We start from the raw sequence: 16004 nt of genomic DNA, 5'->3' as shown, positions 1-16004 counted from the left end.
GCCCGCTCCTACGAAAAACGAACAACAACAACGCCGCGGGCCCACGCAGGCCCGTGCCGTGGAACCTTTTTGCCGCCCGTTCGGCAACTGCCCAGCAATTCAACCAACAACGCCAACCGGCTGTGGGAGTTCGTTCCATGAAATCGTCCTTGCATTGCATCCTCGCCTGCGCGGTCCTCGCCGCCACCGGCGCCGCCCAGGCGCAGGATCTCACGGTGATCTCCTTCGGCGGCGCCACCAAGGCCGCCCAGGATAAGGCCTACTTCAAACCCTTCGATGCCAGCGGCGCCGGCAAGGTGATCGCCGGCGAGTACAACGGCGAGATGGCCAAGGTGAAGGCCATGGTCGACGTCGGCAAGGTCACCTGGGACGTGGTCGAGGTGGAAAGCCCCGAACTGCTGCGCGGCTGCGACGAGGGCCTGTTCGAGCGCATCGACCCGGCCACCATCGGCGACGAGTCGAAGTTCGTCCCCGGCACCTTCAGCGAGTGCGGCGTGGCCACCTACGTCTGGTCCATGGTCATGGCCTACGACAGCAAGCGCCTGGCCAAGGCGCCGACCTCCTGGGCGGACTTCTGGAACGTCAAGGACTACCCGGGCAAGCGCGGCCTGCGCAAGGGCGCCAAGTACACCCTGGAAGTGGCCCTGCTGGCCGACGGCGTGAAGCCCGAGGACCTGTACAAGGTGCTGGGCACCGCCGAGGGCGTCAGCCGCGCCTTCAAGAAGCTCGACGAGATCAAGCCCTACATCCAGTGGTGGGAAGCCGGCGCGCAACCGCCGCAGTGGCTGGCCGCCGGCGACGTGGTGATGAGCGCCGCCTACAACGGCCGCATCGCCGCCGCGCAGAAGGAAGGCGTGCCGCTGGCCATCGTCTGGCCGGGCAGCCTCTACGACCCGGAATACTGGGCGGTGGTCAAGGGCACGCCGAACAAGGCCCTGGCCGAGAAGTTCATCGCCTTCGCCAGCCAGCCGCAGACGCAGAAGGTGTTCTCCGAGAACATCCCCTACGGCCCGGTGCACAAGGGCACCCTGGAACTGCTGCCGGCCGACGTCCAGGCCGCCCTGCCCACCGCCCCGGCCAACCTGCAGGGCGCCCGCTCGGTGGACTCGGCCTTCTGGGTCGACCACGGCGAGGAACTGGAACTGCGCTTCAACGCCTGGGCGGCGCGCTGACGGCCGCTGCAGGTGCCCGGCTCGCCGGGCACCGCGGCCTCAGCCCTGCGGCAGCGTGCCCGGGCGGACGTAGGCCAGCACGTGCGCGACGTAGTCGGCCTTGCCCAGTTCGACGCCCAGGCTGCGCAGGATGGCGTAGGCGGTGATGCAGTGGAAATAGAACTGCGGGAACGACCAATCGCGGGCGTACTGCTCGCTGTCCATGTCGAAGATGATGCCGTTGGGCAGGTCGAGCGCGATCGGCGCCTCGGGCCGGCCATCGAGCGCATCGCCGGGCAGGTCGGCGAGCGCTGTCAGTGCTTCGGCGATGCAGGCCTGGGCCTCGGCCAGGGTGCCCGGCCGCTCGTTCGACGCCCAGCCGTCATTGCGCACCTGTAGCCACGCCTGCGGAACGGCCAGGCCGCGTAGCCGGTAGGTCGGCTCCAGCGCCTGGAAGCAGGCGAAGCGCACCTGCGCGGCCAGCGGGTACATGTCCGGCGCCAGGCGTTGCGCCATCAGCCCGTCGACGTCGTTGCCGGCGGCGCTTTCCCGGGCGGCGGCCTTGTCGAGCCATTGCGAGAGGTTCGTGAGCATGTGGGTGAACGAGGGGACGAGAAGGCTGGTCAGCGACATGGCGGGCTCCGGGAAAGGGGAGCGGTCAGCTTAGTCCGGGCTTGCCGGCCGTGCTGCTCCTACCCCAAGGGGGCACGGCTTCTCGTAGGAGCGAGCTTGCTCGCGAACAAACGCGGTGCCATGCGGTTCGCGAGCAAGCTCGCTCCTACGAAGAGCATGCGGCGCGTGCCGGCTGTGGGTCCTTTGTCTCCGGCTGACTCCAGCCTCCCTGCACACGCCGAACGGTCTCCTCTCCCTCCGGGAGAGGGTTAGGGTGAGGGGGTCGTTGAGGTAAGGGGTGTCCCTGTAGGCGCGGCGCAAAAAAAGGGAGCCCGAAGGCTCCCCTGGAGAGAAACCGCGGCGGGGGACGCCGCGGTCGGAGCGTTGGCCGCGGGTTACGCGGCGCGGAACAGGTTGTGCGGGTCGATGACGAATTTCTTCGGCACGCCGGCGTCGAATTCGCCGTAGCCTTTCGGCGCGTCGTCCAGGGTGATGACTTCCACCCCGACGATGTCGGCGATCTTGATGCGATCCCACATGATCGCCTGCATCAGCTGGCGGTTGTACTTCATCACCGGGGTCTGGCCGGTGTGGAAGCTGTGCGACTTGGCCCAGCCCAGGCCGAAGCGGATGCTCAGGGCACCATGCTTGGCGGCGTCGTCCACCGCGCCCGGGTCCTCGGTGACGTACAGGCCCGGGATGCCGATCTGGCCGGCCACGCGGGTGATGCCCATCAGCGAGTTGAGCACGGTGGCCGGGGCTTCGTGCTGCGAACCCGAGTGGCCGTGGCCGCGGGCCTCGAAGCCCACCGCGTCGACCGCGCAGTCCACTTCCGGCTCGCCCAGCAGGTCGGCGATCTGCTCGTGCAGCGGGGTGTCCTTGGACAGGTCGGCGATCTCGAAGCCCTGGGCCTTGGCGTGGGCCAGGCGGGTCGGGTTGACGTCGCCGATGATCACCACCGCGGCGCCCAGCAGGCGGGCGGAGGCGGCAGCGGCCAGGCCCACGGGGCCGGCACCGGCGATGTACACGCTGCTGCCCGGGCCGACGCCGGCGGTGACCGCGCCGTGGTAGCCGGTGGGCAGGATGTCGGACAGGCAGGTCAGGTCGCGGATCTTCTCCATGGCCTTCTCGCGGTCCGGCAGCTTCAGCAGGTTGAAGTCGGCGTAGGGCACCAGCACGTATTCGGCCTGGCCACCGACCCAGCCACCCATGTCGACGTAGCCGTAGGCACCGCCGGCGCGGGCCGGGTTGACCGTCAGGCAGACGCCGGTGTGCTGCTCCTTGCAGGTGCGGCAGTGGCCGCAGGCGACGTTGAAGGGCACCGAGACCAGGTCGCCGATCTTCATGGTCTCCACGCCGCGGCCGATCTCCACCACCTCGCCGGTGATCTCGTGGCCGAGCACCAGGCCCTGGGGCGCGGTGGTGCGGCCGCGCACCATGTGCTGGTCGGAGCCGCAGATGTTGGTGGAGACCACCCGCAGGATCACTCCGTGGTCGATCTGCTTGCCCTGCGGGTCCTGCATCTTCGGATAGGGGATGTTCTGCACCTCGACCTTACCTGGGCCGAGATAAACCACACCACGATTGCCAGACATACGCATTCCTCTTTGTCGTTGTGGGTACAAATGCGCGGCACGGCGGCCACGCGGCTTTGCACTGGGATGTCGTCTGTTGCGCGACAGGGCCGGGGTACAACTGGCAGCCGGCGGGTCTGTCGGTGTTGCTCGGGTGGCGGGAGGAGCATGAAGAGCCCCTCTCCCCAACCCTCTCCCTGAAGGGAGAGGGGGTTTGTTCGGCGCGGGGCTCGACAGGCGGCCCCCGCTTGCAGCTTGTGGCTTGCAGCCTGCAGCCGCTCTAAAGGACCACCGTCCGATTGGCGTTGAGGAAAACCCTCCGCTCGATGTGATAGCCCACCGCCCGCGCCAGGGTCAGGCACTCGACGTCGCGGCCCTTGGCGATCAGGTCCTCGGGGTAGTGGGCGTGGTCCACGGCCTCGACGCCCTGGGCGATGATCGGGCCCTCGTCGAGGTCGTTGTTGATGTAGTGGGCGGTGGCGCCGACCAGCTTGACGCCCTTCTGGTACGCCTGGTGGTAGGGCTTGGCGCCCTTGAAGCCGGGCAGCAGCGAGTGGTGGATGTTGATCGCCCAGCCGTCCAGCCTGCGGCACAGCTCCGGCGAAAGCACCTGCATGTAGCGGGCGAGGATCACCAGTTCCGCGCCGCTTTCCTCGATCACCTGCCACACCTTGGCTTCCTGGGCGGCTTTGTCCTGCGGGTCGAGGGCGAAGTGGTGGTAGGGGATGCCGTGCCAGCGCGCCAGGGGTTCCAGGTCCGGGTGGTTGGAGACCACCGCCGCCACGTCCATCGGCAGCTGGCCGATGCGCTGACGGTAGAGCAGGTCGTTCAGGCAGTGGTCGGCCTTGGAGACCATGATCACTACCTTGCTGCGGTAGCCCGGCGGGGTCAGCTCGGTCTTCATCTGGAAGGGCTCGACGCGCTCGGCCAGGCTGGCGCGGAAGGCTGCCTCGTCGAAGCCCGAGGGGGCGCGGAACTCCACGCGGATGAAGAAGCGCTGGGCCAGGCGGTCGTCGAAGGAGTGGTGCTCGGTGACGTAGCACTGCTGTTCGAACAGGTGGCGCGTCACCACGTCGACGGTGCCGAGCAGGCTCGGGCTGTCGGCGGTGAGGATCCAGGTATCGGGGGTGCGGCTCATGGCGTGGCTCCGGTGGCGACGCGGGAAGGCGGGCCGGCTGGCCCGCCCGCCGGGATCAGGCGGCGATCTGCAGGCCGTACTCGGCGCTGGCGTCCTGCAGCCACAGCCAGAAGTAGTCGGCGAAGCTGCGGCGCACCACCAGTTCCCAGGTGTCCTCGCCGGTGTGGCGGATCACGCACTGGGACTTGGCGAAGATGCTGCCCACCGCCTTGCCCACCGGGAAGTTGCTCGGGTGCACGTCGTAGCTGGTGGACTTCATCAGCAGCTCGCGCACCTTCGGCCCGGAGAGCTCCAGCAGGGTCTGCCCGCCGCCGACGTTGACCACCGAGTAGTGCAGCTCCTCGCCGAGCACCTTGCGCAGCTTCTGCTCGACGGCGAATTCCTCGCCGCCGGGGACGATCAGCAGCCACTCGTCCGGGCCCAGCCACTGCAGCGAGGTGTCGCCCTTGGCCACCAGGGTCAGGGCCACCGGCAGCTCCAGGCCCAGGGCCTTGTGCACGCCCTCGGCGAAGGCCGCGTCATGGGCGCTGCCGCGCAGCACCAGGTGGCCGAGCAGCTTCTTCTCGCGCAGGGTGACGCCCGCATTGGCGACGCTGCGCGAGGCCAGCTTGTCCAGCTCGGCGTGGTGCAGCGGGGTCTCGACTTTCACCCCGGCCTCGGGGCATTGCTGGTAGAGGTTCGCTTTGCTCATGTTCTGTTCACCTTGGGATTCTGGCGCTTTCCCTCTCCCCAGCCCTCTCCCGGAAGGGAGAGGGGGCGGATCGGCTTTTGCTTGCAGCTTGCGGCTTGCCGCCTGGAGCTGCTTTCAATCAATCCACGTTCTGCCGCTCGCCTTTCGGGTCGTAGAACACCGAGCTGCAGATTTCCGCCTCGATCACCCGGCCGTCGACCAGGGGCGCGTAGACCTTCTCGCCCATGCGCTTCAGGCCGCCCTTGACCACCGCCAGGGCGAAGCCGTAGCCGAGGGTGCTGCTCATGTAGCTGGAGGTGACGTGGCCGACCATGTTCATCGGGATCGACTGCTGGGTGGTGAACACCAGCTGGGCGCCCTCGGGCAGCACGTCCATGGGGTTGGTAGGTTTCAGCCCGACCAGTTGCTTGCGGTCCTCGCGCAGGCAGTCGGCGCGGTTCATGCCACGCCAGCCGATCCACGAGAAGGGCTTGGTGCGGCCCACGGCCCAACCCATGTTGAGGTCGTCCGGGGTCACCGAGGCGTCGGTGTCCTGGCCGACGATGATGAAGCCCTTCTCGGCGCGCAGCACGTGCATGGTCTCGGTGCCGTACGGGGTCAGGTTGTACTTCCTGCCGGCCTCGACTATGGCTTCCAGCACGCCCATGGCGTAGTTGGCCTGGATGTTCACCTCATAGCTCAGCTCGCCGGTGAAGGAGATGCGGAACACCCGCGCCGGCACGCCGGCCACCTTGCCTTCCTTCCAGGTCATGAAGGGGAAGGCGTCCTTGTCCAGGTCGATGTCGGTGACCTCGGCCAGCAGCTTGCGGCTGTTGGGGCCGGACAGGGTCAGGGTGGCCCAGTGGTCGGTGACCGAGGTGAAGTACACCTTCAGTTCCGGCCATTCGGTCTGGTGGTACAGCTCCAGCCACTCCAGCACGCGGGCCGCGCCGCCGGTGGTGGTGGTCATGACGAAGTGGTTGTCCGCAAGGCACGCGGTCACGCCGTCGTCGAAGACCATGCCGTCTTCCTTGCACATCAGGCCGTAGCGGGCCTTGCCCACGTCCAGCTTGGTCCAGGCGTTGGTGTAGACGCGGTTGAGGAACTCGCGGGCGTCCGGGCCCTGGATGTCGATCTTGCCCAGGGTGGAGGCGTCCAGCAGGCCCACCGACTCGCGCACCGCGCGGCATTCGCGGGCCACGGCGGCATGCATGTCCTCGCCGGCCTTGGGGAAGTACCAGGGGCGCTTCCACTGGCCGACGTCCTCGAACTCGGCGCCGTTCTTCACGTGCCAGGCGTGCAGGGCGGTGAAGCGCACCGGCTCGAACAGGTGGCCGCAGTGGCGGCCGGCCACGGCGCCGAAGGTCACCGGGGTGTAGTTCGGGCGGAACATGGTGGTGCCGGTGTCGGCGATGCTCTTGCCCTGGGCGCGGGCGGCGATGGCCAGGCCGTTGATGTTGCCCAGCTTGCCCTGGTCGGTGCCGAAGCCCAGCGCGGTGTAGCGCTTGACGTGCTCGATGGACTCGAAGCCCTCGCGGCAGGCCAGCTCGATGGCCGCGGCGGTGACGTCGTTCTGCGGGTCGACGAACTGCTTGGGCGCACGGGAGGTGGGCTTCTCGTGGGGCACCTGGAACAGCGCCACGGTCGGCTCCTCGACCCGCTCGGAGGCCTTCGGCAGTTCGCCGGGCGCGGCCTTGAAGCCGGCGTCCTCGGCGGCCTGGGTACCGGCGTTGTAGCCGTCCTGCAGGTTGTCGGCGAGGCGGAACACGCCGTTCACGGCGCCGGCGCAGATGCGCTTCTGCAGGCCTTCGCCGGGGACGAAGGCGAGGATGTCCTCGCGCCACTCGGGCTTGCCGCCCAGGTGCGAGGCCAGGTGCACCACCGGGCTGTAGCCGCCGGAGCTGGCGATCAGGTCGCAGTCCAGCCAGTCGCCGGGGGCGGTGACCTTCAGGCGGATGGGGTCGATGGCGGCGATTTTCGCGCCAGTCACGCGCTTGCTGCCGCGTGCTTCGATCACTGCGCTGCCGGTGATGACGCGCATGCCGCGCTTGCGGGCTTCTTCCACCCACTCGCCGCGCGGGTTGGCGCGGGCGTCGGCGATGGCCACCACTTCCAGGCCGGCTTCCTGCCAGTCCAGGGCCACGCGGTAGGCGTAGTCGTTGTTGGTGGAGAGCACCAGCTTCTTGCCCGGCGCCACGCCGTAGCGGCGCACGTAGGTGGAGACGGCGCCGGCCAGCATGTTGCCCGGCAGGTCGTTGTTGGCATATACCAGCGGCCGCTCGTGGGCGCCGGCGGCCAGCACCACGCGCTTGGCGCGCACCCGGTGCACGCGGTGGCGCACCTGGCCCAGCGGCGCGGTTTCGCCGAGGTGGTCGGTGAGGCGCTCGTGGATGGTGAGGAAGTTGTGGTCGTGGTAGCCGTTCACCGTGGCGCGCGGCAGCAGCACCACTTCCGGCAGCGACTTCAGCTCGGCCAGCACCTGTTCCACCCATTCGGCGGCGGGCTTGCCGTCGAGGGTTTCGCGGGTGTCCAGCAGGCTGCCGCCGAACTCTTCCTGCTCGTCGGCCAGGATCACCCGGGCGCCGCTGCGCGCGGCGGCCAGGGCCGCGGCCAGGCCGGCGGGGCCGGCGCCGACCACCAGCACGTCGCAGTGGCGGTTCATCCAGTCGTAGCTGTCCGGGTCGACCTCGGTGGGCGCGCGGCCCAGGCCCGCGGCCTTGCGGATGTACTTCTCGTACGTCAGCCACATGGACTGCGGGTACATGAAGGTCTTGTAGTAGAAGCCGGGGGGCATCATCTTGCCGCCGACCTTGCCGAACACGCCCATCAGGTCGTTCTGCACGTTCGGCCAGCCATTGGTGCTGCTGGCCGCAAGGCCGGCGTACAGGGCCTGCTGGGTGGCGCGCACGTTGGGCACCTGGGTGGCCTCGCGCGAGCCGATCTGCAGGATGGCGTTGGGCTCCTCGGCGCCGGCGGCGACTATGCCGCGGGCGCGGGAGTACTTGAAGCTGCGGCCGACCACGTCGACGCCGTTGGCCAGCAGGGCGGCGGCCAGGCTGTCGCCGGCGAAGCCCTGGTATTGCTGGCCGTTGAAGGTGAAGGTCAGCGGCTTGCTGCGGTCGATGCGACCGCCACGGGAAAGGCGATTGATCTGGCTCATGTTCAGGCCTTCGCGACTGCGGGCTGGGCGGCGGGTTTCTTCTCGGCGCTGGTCACGCTGGGTTTCTCGCCGATCTTGTAGGTTTCGAGGATCTCGTAGGTCACGGTGTGGCGGGTGGCGTTGAAGTACTGCCGGCAGCCGGCGGCGTGCACCCACAGCTCGTGGTGGATGCCGCGCGGGTTGTCGCGGAAGAACATGTAGTCGCCCCACTCCTCGTCGGTGCAGGCGCCCGGGTCCAGCGGGCGCGGGATGTGCGCCTGGCCCTTGGCGTGGAATTCCTCTTCGGAGCGCAGCTCGCCGCAATGGGGGCAGAAGATGTGAAGCATGGTCTAAACCTCCGGGGTTGCCTTCCGTGGGAGGCGGGGCGCCGGCTCTTCGCCGAACCACCCTCTCCCGCCCTTCGGGCACCCTCTCCCGCAAGCGGGAGAGGGGAATCAGTTGTCGCCCTGCGGGCGAATGTTCAATGTGCGACAGCCGCAGCGCCGTGCTCGTCGATGAGCGCGCCACTGTGGAAACGTTCGATGGAGAAAGGCGCGGCCAGCGGGTGCGGCTCGCCGGTCGCCAGGGTGGCGGCGAAGACGTTGCCCGAGCCGGGGGTGGCCTTGAAGCCGCCGGTGCCCCAGCCGCAGTTGAAGAACAGGTTCTTCACCGGCGTCTTGCCGATGATCGGGCAGGCGTCCGGGGTGGTATCGACGATGCCGCCCCACTGGCGGTTCATGCGCACCCGCGAGAGCACCGGGAACATCTCGACGATGGCCTGCAGGGTGTGCTCGATCACCGGGTAGGAGCCGCGCTGGCCGTAGCCGTTGTAGCCGTCGATGCCGGCGCCGATGACCAGGTCGCCCTTGTCCGACTGGCTGATGTAGCCGTGCACGGCGTTGGACATGATGACGCTGTCGATGATCGGCTTCAGCGGCTCGGAAACCAGCGCCTGCAGCGGGTGCGATTCGATCGGCAGGCGGAAGCCGGCGAGCTTGGCCATGTGCCCGGAGTTGCCGGCGGTGACCACGCCGACGCGCTTGGCGCCGATGAAGCCGCGGTTGGTCTCGACGCCGATCACCGCGCCGTCCTGCTTGCGGAAGCCGATGACTTCGGTCTGCTGGATCAGGTCCACGCCCAGGGCGTCGGCGGCGCGGGCGAAGCCCCAGGCCACGGCGTCGTGGCGGGCCACGCCGCCGCGGCGCTGCACGGTGGAGCCCATGATCGGGTAGCGGGCGCTCTTGGTGCAGTTCAGGTAGGGGATTTCCTCGGCCACCTGCTGGGCGTTCAGCAGCTCGCCGTCCACGCCGTTGAGGCGGTTGGCGCTGACGCGGCGCTCGCCGTCGCGCATGTCCTGCAGGGTGTGGCAGAGGTTGTAGACGCCGCGCTGGGAGAACATGACGTTGTAGTTTAGGTCCTGGGACAGGCCCTCCCACAGCTTCATGGCGTGCTCGTAGAGCTGCGCCGACTCGTCCCACAGGTAGTTGGAGCGGACGATGGTGGTGTTGCGCGCGGTGTTGCCGCCGCCCAGCCAGCCCTTCTCCACCACCGCGATGTTGCGGATGCCGTGTTCCTTGGCCAGGTAGTAGGCCGTGGCCAGGCCGTGGCCGCCGCCGCCGACGATGACCACGTCGTACACCGGCTTGGGCGTGGGCGTGCGCCACATGCGCTGCCAGTTCTCGTGGTGGCTCAGTGAGTGCTTTAACAGGCCGAAGCCGGAGTAGCGTTGCATGTGGGTGCTCCTGGTATCTCTAGGCGGCCCTTTCTTTTCGTAGGAGCGAGCTTGCTCGCGAATGGCCCCGCAGCGGGGGTTGGTTCGCGAGCAAGCTCGCTCCTACAAGGAGGGCAGCGGGAATCTCAACGATAGACCGGGTAGTCGGCGCACAGCCCGGCGACCTGGGTGGCCACCTTGGCCTCGACGTCGGCATCGCCCAGGTGGTCGAGCACGTCGCAGATCCAGCCGGCCAGCTCGCGGCACTGGTCTTCCTTCAGGCCACGGGTGGTGATGGCCGGGGTGCCGACGCGGATGCCCGAGGTGACGAAGGGGCTCTGCGGGTCGTTCGGCACGGCGTTCTTGTTGACGGTGATGCCCACGCGGCCGAGGGCGGCGTCGGCTTCCTTGCCGGTCAGGCCCTGCTTGACCAGGCTGATCAGCATCAGGTGGTTGTCGGTACCGCCGGAGACCACGTCGTAGCCGCGGTCGATGAACACCTCGGCCATGGCCTTGGCGTTCTTGATCACCTGGGCCTGGTAGTCCTTGAACTCCGGCTCCAGGGCTTCCTTGAAGCACACCGCCTTGGCGGCGATCACGTGCATCAGCGGGCCGCCCTGGGCGCCGGGGAACACCGCGGAGTTGAGCTTCTTCTCGATCTCCTCGTTGCCGCGCGCCAGGATCAGGCCGCCGCGCGGGCCGCGCAGGGTCTTGTGGGTGGTGGTGGTGACCACGTCGGCGTAGGGCAGCGGGTTGGGGTACAGGCCCGCGGCCACCAGGCCGGCGACGTGGGCCATGTCGACGAACAGCAGCGCCCCGACCTTGTCGGCGATGGCGCGGAAGCGCGGGAAGTCGAGGGTCTTGGAGTAGGCGGAGAAGCCGGCGACGATCATCTTCGGCTTGTGCTCCACGGCCAGGCGCTCGACCTCGTCGTAGTCGATCAGCCCGGTGGCGGTGTCCAGGCCGTACTGCACGGCGTTGTACAGCTTGCCGGAGGAGGAGACCTTGGCGCCGTGGGTCAGGTGGCCGCCGTGGGCCAGGCTCATGCCCAGGAGGGTGTCGCCGGCGTTGAGCAGCGCCAGGTACACCGCCGAGTTGGCCGAGGAGCCGGAGTGCGGCTGGACGTTGGCGTAGTCGGCGCCGAACAGTTGCTTGGCGCGGTCGATGGCCAGCTGCTCGACTTTATCCACGTGCTCGCAACCGCCGTAGTAGCGCTTGCCCGGGTAGCCCTCGGCGTACTTGTTGGTCAGCCCGCTGCCCTGGGCCTGCATGACGCGCTTGCTGGTGTAGTTCTCCGAGGCGATCAGCTCGAGGTGGTCTTCCTGGCGTTCTTCCTCGGCGGCCATGGCGGCGAAGAGTTCGTCGTCGTAGCCCTGGATCTGGTCATGCTTGCTGAACATCGCGGTCTCCGTGCGACAGGCGCGTCGCTTGTGGGTGGAGGCTGCCCTGACCGCCCGCGCCGGGGGCCTGCGGGGCTCGGCGCGAAGGGGTCGGTATTAGCCAGTTGTGATCGATTGTGCTCAATAGCCCGCCCCCCCATTTGCCTGTTTGCGACGTCAAAATGCCCAAACCTACCCACGCGCTGCACCGCCCGTCCCTGCTTCGTCTGCGCCGGGCCCGCGGCGGCCGCGAAGGCGTCGGCGCGACATCGACAAGGGTGTAAGCTTGAGGCCGGCATCGCCCCCGCGCATGTCGCAGAAGAACAAGAAAAGCAGGCTGCCCTGACTGCCGTCGCCCCGCCCCGCGGAAATCGCCGCGCCAGCCATCGCAGTGGAGGTATCGAAATGATGCTCAGCGTTGTACCGACCCGCGGCCGCGAACGTCTCCCCGACGCCGTTCCGGCCACCGCCACCAGGACCTTCGGCTTCCTGCTGGTGCCCAACTTCACCACCATCGGCTTCGCCTCGGCGGTGGAAACCCTGCGCATGGCCAACCTGGCGGCGCACCGGCCGCTGTACCGCACCCTGCAGATCGCCGCCGACCTGGAGCCGGTGCGCGCCAGCAACGGCATGCGCGTGGTGCCCGACCACGGCATCGAGGCGGTGCCGCACCTGGATGCGCTCTTCGTGGTCGGCTCCAACCCCATCCCGGCCAAGTGCGACCGGCGCCTGCTCGACTGGCTGCGCAAGCTGGCCCGCCAGGGCGTGCCGCTGGGCGGCATCTGCACCGGCAGCCACCTGCTGGCCAGCGCCGGGCTGCTCAAGGACTACCGCTGCACCATCCACTGGGAAGACATCGAGCAGCTCAAGGAGCGCTTCCCCGGCATCGTCATCTCCAACCAGTTGTTCGAGCTGGACCGCGACCGCTACACCTGCTCCGGCGGCACCGCGGCCATGGACATGACCCTGCAGCTGATCGCCCGCGAGCCGGGCGGGGTGGAGATCGCCACCCGCGCCGCCGAGCTGCTGCTGTGCGACCGCATGCGCGGCTCCCGCGAGCAGCAGCGCATCCCCCTGCGGCAGAAGCTGGGCAGCGCCCAGCCCAAGCTGAGCCAGATAGTGGCGATCATGGAGGCCAACCTGGAGGAGCCGCTGGAGCTGGAGGAGCTGGCGCAGCTCAACGAGGTGTCGGTGCGCCAGCTGGAACGGCTGTTCCACAAGTACCTGCAGCGCACCCCCAGCCAGTACTACCTGGAGCTGCGCCTGAACCGCGCCCGCGACCTGCTGCTGCGCAGCGAGGCGCAGATCCGCGAGATCGCCCTGTCCTGCGGCTTCACCTCGCCGGCGCACTTCTCCAAGTGCTATAGCCGCTTCTTCGGCTGCTCGCCGCGCAGCCAGCGCAAGCAGAGCCCGCTGGGGGCCTGAAACGCGAAAAGCCGTACCCTCGCGGGTACGGCCTTGCGCTCATTGCCACGGGCCGGCTCAGTCCTCCATCGGCCGGTGCGCCGTCTCCCGCACGCAGAGCATCGCCAGCAGCGCCACCGCCGCCGCGGCCACCAGCATCCAGGCCGGCGCCAGCTTGTTGCCGGTGAGGCTGATCAGCCAGGTGGCGATGAAGGGCGCGGTGCCGCCGAACAGCGCGTTGGCGGTGTTGAAGCTGAAGGCGAAGCCGGTGTAGCGCACGCGGGTGGGGAAGATCTCCGCGAGGAAGCAGGGCAGGGTGCCGTCGTTCATCGCCAGCATCAGGCCGAAGCCGATCTGGATCAGCAGGATGAAGGCGAAGCCCTGGTCGCCCAGCAGGCGGAACAGCGGCACGGTGAGCGCCAGGAACAGCAGCGAGGCGGCCACCAGCATGGTCTTGCGGCCGAAGCGGTCGGACAGCTTGCCCATCAGGAAGATGAAGCCGATGTAGGTGGCCAGCGACACGGTGGAGGCGAGGAAGGAGTCGCTCTCGCTCATGCCCATCTCGGCGGACAGGTAGGTCGGCATGTAGCTGAGGATCAGGTAGAAGGCCACCGCGTTCAGGCAGGTGGCGCCCACGGCCACCAGCAGCTGCTTGCGGTGGGTGCCGAACAGCTCGCGGATGGGCGTGCGGTGCTGGCCTTGCCTGTGCTCCATGGCCGCTTCCATCTCGCGGAACTTGGGCGTGTCGGCCAGGTGCAGGCGGATGTAGCGGCCGATCAGGCCCAGGGGCGCGGCCAGCAGGAAGGGCAGGCGCCAGCCCCATTCGTGCAGTTGGGTGCCGTCCAGGTGCGCATACAGCTGCGCGGCGAACAGCGAGCCCACCAGCAGCCCGGCGGCGGTGCTGGCCGGCACCAGGCAGGTGTAGAAGCCACGCTTGCCTTCCGGGGCGTACTCGGCGAGGAAGGCCGAGGCGCCGGCGTATTCGCCCGAGGCGGAGAAGCCCTGCACCAGGCGGATGGCCAGCAGCAGCCCGGGCGCCGCCAGGCCGACCTGCGCGTAGCTGGGCAGCAGGGCGATGCAGAAGGTCGAGCCGGACATGATCAGGATCGACAGCGACAGCGCGTTGCGCCGGCCGAAGCGGTCGCCGATGTGGCCCCAGACGATGCCGCCGATGGGCCGCACGATGAACGACAGGGCGAACACCGCGAAGGTCGCCAGCAGGCCGGAGACCTTGTCGGTCTGCGGGAAGAACACCACGGCGATGACCGCCGCCAGGTAGCCGTAGGCGGCGTAGTCGAACCACTCGACGAAGTTGCCCATGAAGGCCGCGCCGGCGGCCCGGCGCAGGACGCGGCGTTCCTCGCAGAGGGGGGCGTTCATGGCGGTTCGGCCGTAGGCCAGGGGTTGCTGGGAGAGGCTCATTGCGCACCCCCCGGGCGTTGCGCCGCCGGGCGTGCGTGGGAATCAGTGTAGTGCCGCGTGGGGATGTCGGGGGCGCCGCTGGCGCCGTGCGGGAAGGTGACCATTGCCCATACCTCTGTTGTTATCGAAATGGAAGTTCGGCAGCGGGTGAGTCATGGCTTGCGCGGGTACGGCGGGCGCAGCCTCTTGTTGTCGTTATCGGTCGTGGCACCGCCACTGGCGGTGGTGCTTGCTCCAGAAGCGAACGAGCCGCGTGCTGTGCGCACGCGGCTCGCGGGGTCATTTACGGATGATGTTGCGCTGCGGCCCGTAGGGGAACCGGGTGATGTTCTCGGCGCCCTGCTGGTTGACGATCAGGATGTCGTGCTCGCGGTAGCCGCCGGCGCCCGGCAGGCCCTCGGGGAGCATGATCATCGGCTCCATGGAGACCACCATGCCCGGCTCCAGCACCGTGTCGATGTCCTCGCGCAGCTCAAGGCCGGCCTCGCGCCCGTAGTAGTGGCTGAGGGTGCCGAAGGAGTGGCCGTAGCCGAAGGTGCGGTACTGCAGCAGGTCGTGTTCCAGGTAGATCTCGTTCAGCTCGCGGGCGATGTCGCAGCAGCGCGCGCCCGGCCGGATCAGCTTCAGGCCGGCCTCGTGGACCTTGACGTTGACCTCCCACAGGCGCAGGTGCTCGTCGGAGCAGTGGTCGAGGAACAGGGTGCGTTCCAGCGCGGTGTAGTAGCCGGCGATCATCGGGAAGCAGTTCAGGCTGAGGATGTCGCCCTTGTTCACCTTGCGCGAAGTCACCGGGTTGTGCGCGCCGTCGGTGTTGATACCGGACTGGAACCAGGTCCAGGTGTCCATCAGCTCGCCGTCGGGGAAGCGCTTGGCGATCTCGCGGACCATGGCCTGGGTGGCATGCAGGGCCACCTCGTATTCCGGCACCTGGTCGTGCAGCGCCTCGACCACCGCGGCGCCGCCGATGTCGGCCACCTGGGCGCCGTGGCGGATGATGGCGTGTTCCTCGGCGGACTTGATCATGCGCATGCGCATGCAGGCGGCGGCCACGTCCACCAGCTCGGCGCCGGGGTAGCGGGCGGCCAGCTTGTCGCGGTTCTGCAGGTTCAGGTGGTCGAACTCCACGCCGATGCGCCGGGCCCTGGGCAGGGCCTGCTGGATGGCGGTGAAGTAGTTGTCGCGCTGCCAGTCGGTGTAGACGATGTTGTCGGTGCCCTGGGTGCGGCGCCAGGGCTGGCCGCCGTCGATGTTGGCGCTGATGCTGACCACGGCGTCCTGGGTCACCACCAGGGCGTAGGGGCGGCCGAAGGAGCAGTAGAGGAAGTCGGAGTAGTAGTTGATGTTGTGGTAGGAGGTGAAGACCGCGGCATCGATGCCCGCCTCGGCCAGGTGGGCGCGCAGCCTGGCCTGGCGGTTGGCGTATTCCTGCTCGGAGAAGGTCGGGCGGACCTTCTGGCCGTTGCGGATCCTGATCGTCTGGGGCATTTGCATGGCGTACGTCCTCGCTGCTTCCTGTCGGTCGACGCGCCTTTCTGGCCCGTCGTTGGAAGGCATTGCAGCAGAAGGCCGGGGCGCTCTTTTGCACGAATCCGACCCGAACTTGGACGTATCCGCTCGGCTTGCGCCAGGCGGATGACGCATGGCGCGTCATGGCTGTCTCGGGGCTTCTTCGTAGGATGGGTCGAGCGAAGCGATACCCATCAGGCCATGGCGATGGGTATCGCAAGTGTTCTGCCGGGACACATAGGTAACGCTTGTCGGGACACATGGGTAACGGTTTTCCCATGGTCATTCCGGCTGCCTG

12 protein-coding genes are annotated in these 16004 nt (G+C 68.3%); 2 read left to right on the top strand and 10 right to left on the bottom strand.

All coding sequences use genetic code 11. The features are described 5' to 3' along the window. Window positions 1–137 precede the first annotated feature (137 nt). Window positions 138–1172: an ABC transporter substrate-binding protein gene (locus VV867_RS01580; RefSeq protein ID WP_328565467.1), complete on the top strand. Its 1035-nt coding sequence runs from the start codon at window positions 138–140 to the stop codon at window positions 1170–1172. A 39-nt stretch (window positions 1173–1211) separates the two neighbouring features. On the opposite strand, the gene VV867_RS01575 is transcribed toward VV867_RS01580, so the two are convergent. The 8 genes from VV867_RS01575 to glyA all read right to left on the bottom strand — a co-directional run bounded on the left by VV867_RS01575 (window position 1212) and on the right by glyA (window position 11395). After that, a complete protein-coding gene (locus tag VV867_RS01575; RefSeq protein WP_328565466.1) occupies window positions 1212–1784 on the bottom strand; it encodes a DUF1993 domain-containing protein in 573 nt (190 codons plus the stop codon). Between the two features lie 374 nt (window positions 1785–2158). Further along, window positions 2159–3358 carry a formaldehyde dehydrogenase, glutathione-independent gene (gene fdhA, locus VV867_RS01570; RefSeq protein WP_109934634.1) on the bottom strand — a complete coding sequence of 400 codons (1200 nt, stop codon included), beginning with the start codon at window positions 3356–3358 and terminating at the stop codon, window positions 2159–2161. A gap of 259 nt (window positions 3359–3617) precedes the next feature. Next, window positions 3618–4475 carry a formyltetrahydrofolate deformylase gene (purU, locus tag VV867_RS01565; protein ID WP_328565465.1) on the bottom strand — a complete coding sequence of 286 codons (858 nt, stop codon included), beginning with the start codon at window positions 4473–4475 and terminating at the stop codon, window positions 3618–3620. Window positions 4476–4530: 55 nt separating this feature from the next. Further along, on the bottom strand, window positions 4531–5166 hold the full coding sequence (locus tag VV867_RS01560; RefSeq protein WP_328565464.1) for a sarcosine oxidase subunit gamma: 636 nt from the start codon (window positions 5164–5166) through the stop codon (window positions 4531–4533). Between the two features lie 118 nt (window positions 5167–5284). Then, window positions 5285–8305, bottom strand: coding sequence for a sarcosine oxidase subunit alpha (locus tag VV867_RS01555; RefSeq protein ID WP_328565463.1), 3021 nt, complete (start codon window positions 8303–8305; stop codon window positions 5285–5287). Window positions 8306–8307: 2 nt separating this feature from the next. After that, on the bottom strand, window positions 8308–8631 hold the full coding sequence (locus VV867_RS01550) for a sarcosine oxidase subunit delta (protein WP_009614657.1): 324 nt from the start codon (window positions 8629–8631) through the stop codon (window positions 8308–8310). 134 nt (window positions 8632–8765) lie between these two features. Continuing rightward, window positions 8766–10016 (bottom strand): sarcosine oxidase subunit beta, encoded by a 1251-nt coding sequence (locus VV867_RS01545; RefSeq protein ID WP_009614658.1) that lies wholly within the window; start codon window positions 10014–10016, stop codon window positions 8766–8768. Window positions 10017–10141: 125 nt separating this feature from the next. Beyond that, a complete protein-coding gene (glyA, locus tag VV867_RS01540) occupies window positions 10142–11395 on the bottom strand; it encodes a serine hydroxymethyltransferase (protein WP_328565462.1) in 1254 nt (417 codons plus the stop codon). A 387-nt stretch (window positions 11396–11782) separates the two neighbouring features. On the opposite strand from glyA, the gene VV867_RS01535 reads away from it, so the two are divergent. Beyond that, window positions 11783–12799: a GlxA family transcriptional regulator gene (locus tag VV867_RS01535; protein WP_328565574.1), complete on the top strand. Its 1017-nt coding sequence runs from the start codon at window positions 11783–11785 to the stop codon at window positions 12797–12799. A 57-nt stretch (window positions 12800–12856) separates the two neighbouring features. Here the strand turns inward: VV867_RS01535 and VV867_RS01530 are convergent, their stop codons facing one another. Beyond that, the gene (locus VV867_RS01530; protein ID WP_328565461.1) at window positions 12857–14158 is read right to left on the bottom strand and encodes an MFS transporter; all 1302 of its coding nucleotides are present in this window, start codon (window positions 14156–14158) and stop codon (window positions 12857–12859) included. A gap of 321 nt (window positions 14159–14479) precedes the next feature. Continuing rightward, complete coding sequence (locus VV867_RS01525; RefSeq protein ID WP_328565460.1) at window positions 14480–15691, bottom strand: M24 family metallopeptidase; 1212 nt, start codon at window positions 15689–15691, stop codon at window positions 14480–14482. Between the last annotated feature and the right edge of the window lie 313 nt (window positions 15692–16004).

The organism is Pseudomonas sp. JH-2, from assembly GCF_036231725.1.
Lineage (GTDB): Bacteria > Pseudomonadota > Gammaproteobacteria > Pseudomonadales > Pseudomonadaceae > Pseudomonas > Pseudomonas delhiensis.
This window is presented reverse-complemented; position numbering and strand designations above follow the sequence as displayed.

What these genes read in the sequence shown, in the direction of transcription:
- VV867_RS01580 (WP_328565467.1), top strand. Translation starts at nt 138, where the DNA reads ATGAAATCGTCCTTGCATTGCATCCTCGCCTGCGCGGTCCTCGCCGCC.
- VV867_RS01575 (WP_328565466.1), bottom strand. Translation starts at nt 1,784, where the DNA reads ATGTCGCTGACCAGCCTTCTCGTCCCCTCGTTCACCCACATGCTCACG.
- fdhA (WP_109934634.1), bottom strand. Translation starts at nt 3,358, where the DNA reads ATGTCTGGCAATCGTGGTGTGGTTTATCTCGGCCCAGGTAAGGTCGAG.
- purU (WP_328565465.1), bottom strand. Translation starts at nt 4,475, where the DNA reads ATGAGCCGCACCCCCGATACCTGGATCCTCACCGCCGACAGCCCGAGC.
- VV867_RS01560 (WP_328565464.1), bottom strand. Translation starts at nt 5,166, where the DNA reads ATGAGCAAAGCGAACCTCTACCAGCAATGCCCCGAGGCCGGGGTGAAA.
- VV867_RS01555 (WP_328565463.1), bottom strand. Translation starts at nt 8,305, where the DNA reads ATGAGCCAGATCAATCGCCTTTCCCGTGGCGGTCGCATCGACCGCAGC.
- VV867_RS01550 (WP_009614657.1), bottom strand. Translation starts at nt 8,631, where the DNA reads ATGCTTCACATCTTCTGCCCCCATTGCGGCGAGCTGCGCTCCGAAGAG.
- VV867_RS01545 (WP_009614658.1), bottom strand. Translation starts at nt 10,016, where the DNA reads ATGCAACGCTACTCCGGCTTCGGCCTGTTAAAGCACTCACTGAGCCAC.
- glyA (WP_328565462.1), bottom strand. Translation starts at nt 11,395, where the DNA reads ATGTTCAGCAAGCATGACCAGATCCAGGGCTACGACGACGAACTCTTC.
- VV867_RS01535 (WP_328565574.1), top strand. Translation starts at nt 11,783, where the DNA reads ATGCTCAGCGTTGTACCGACCCGCGGCCGCGAACGTCTCCCCGACGCC.
- VV867_RS01530 (WP_328565461.1), bottom strand. Translation starts at nt 14,158, where the DNA reads ATGAACGCCCCCCTCTGCGAGGAACGCCGCGTCCTGCGCCGGGCCGCC.
- VV867_RS01525 (WP_328565460.1), bottom strand. Translation starts at nt 15,691, where the DNA reads ATGCAAATGCCCCAGACGATCAGGATCCGCAACGGCCAGAAGGTCCGC.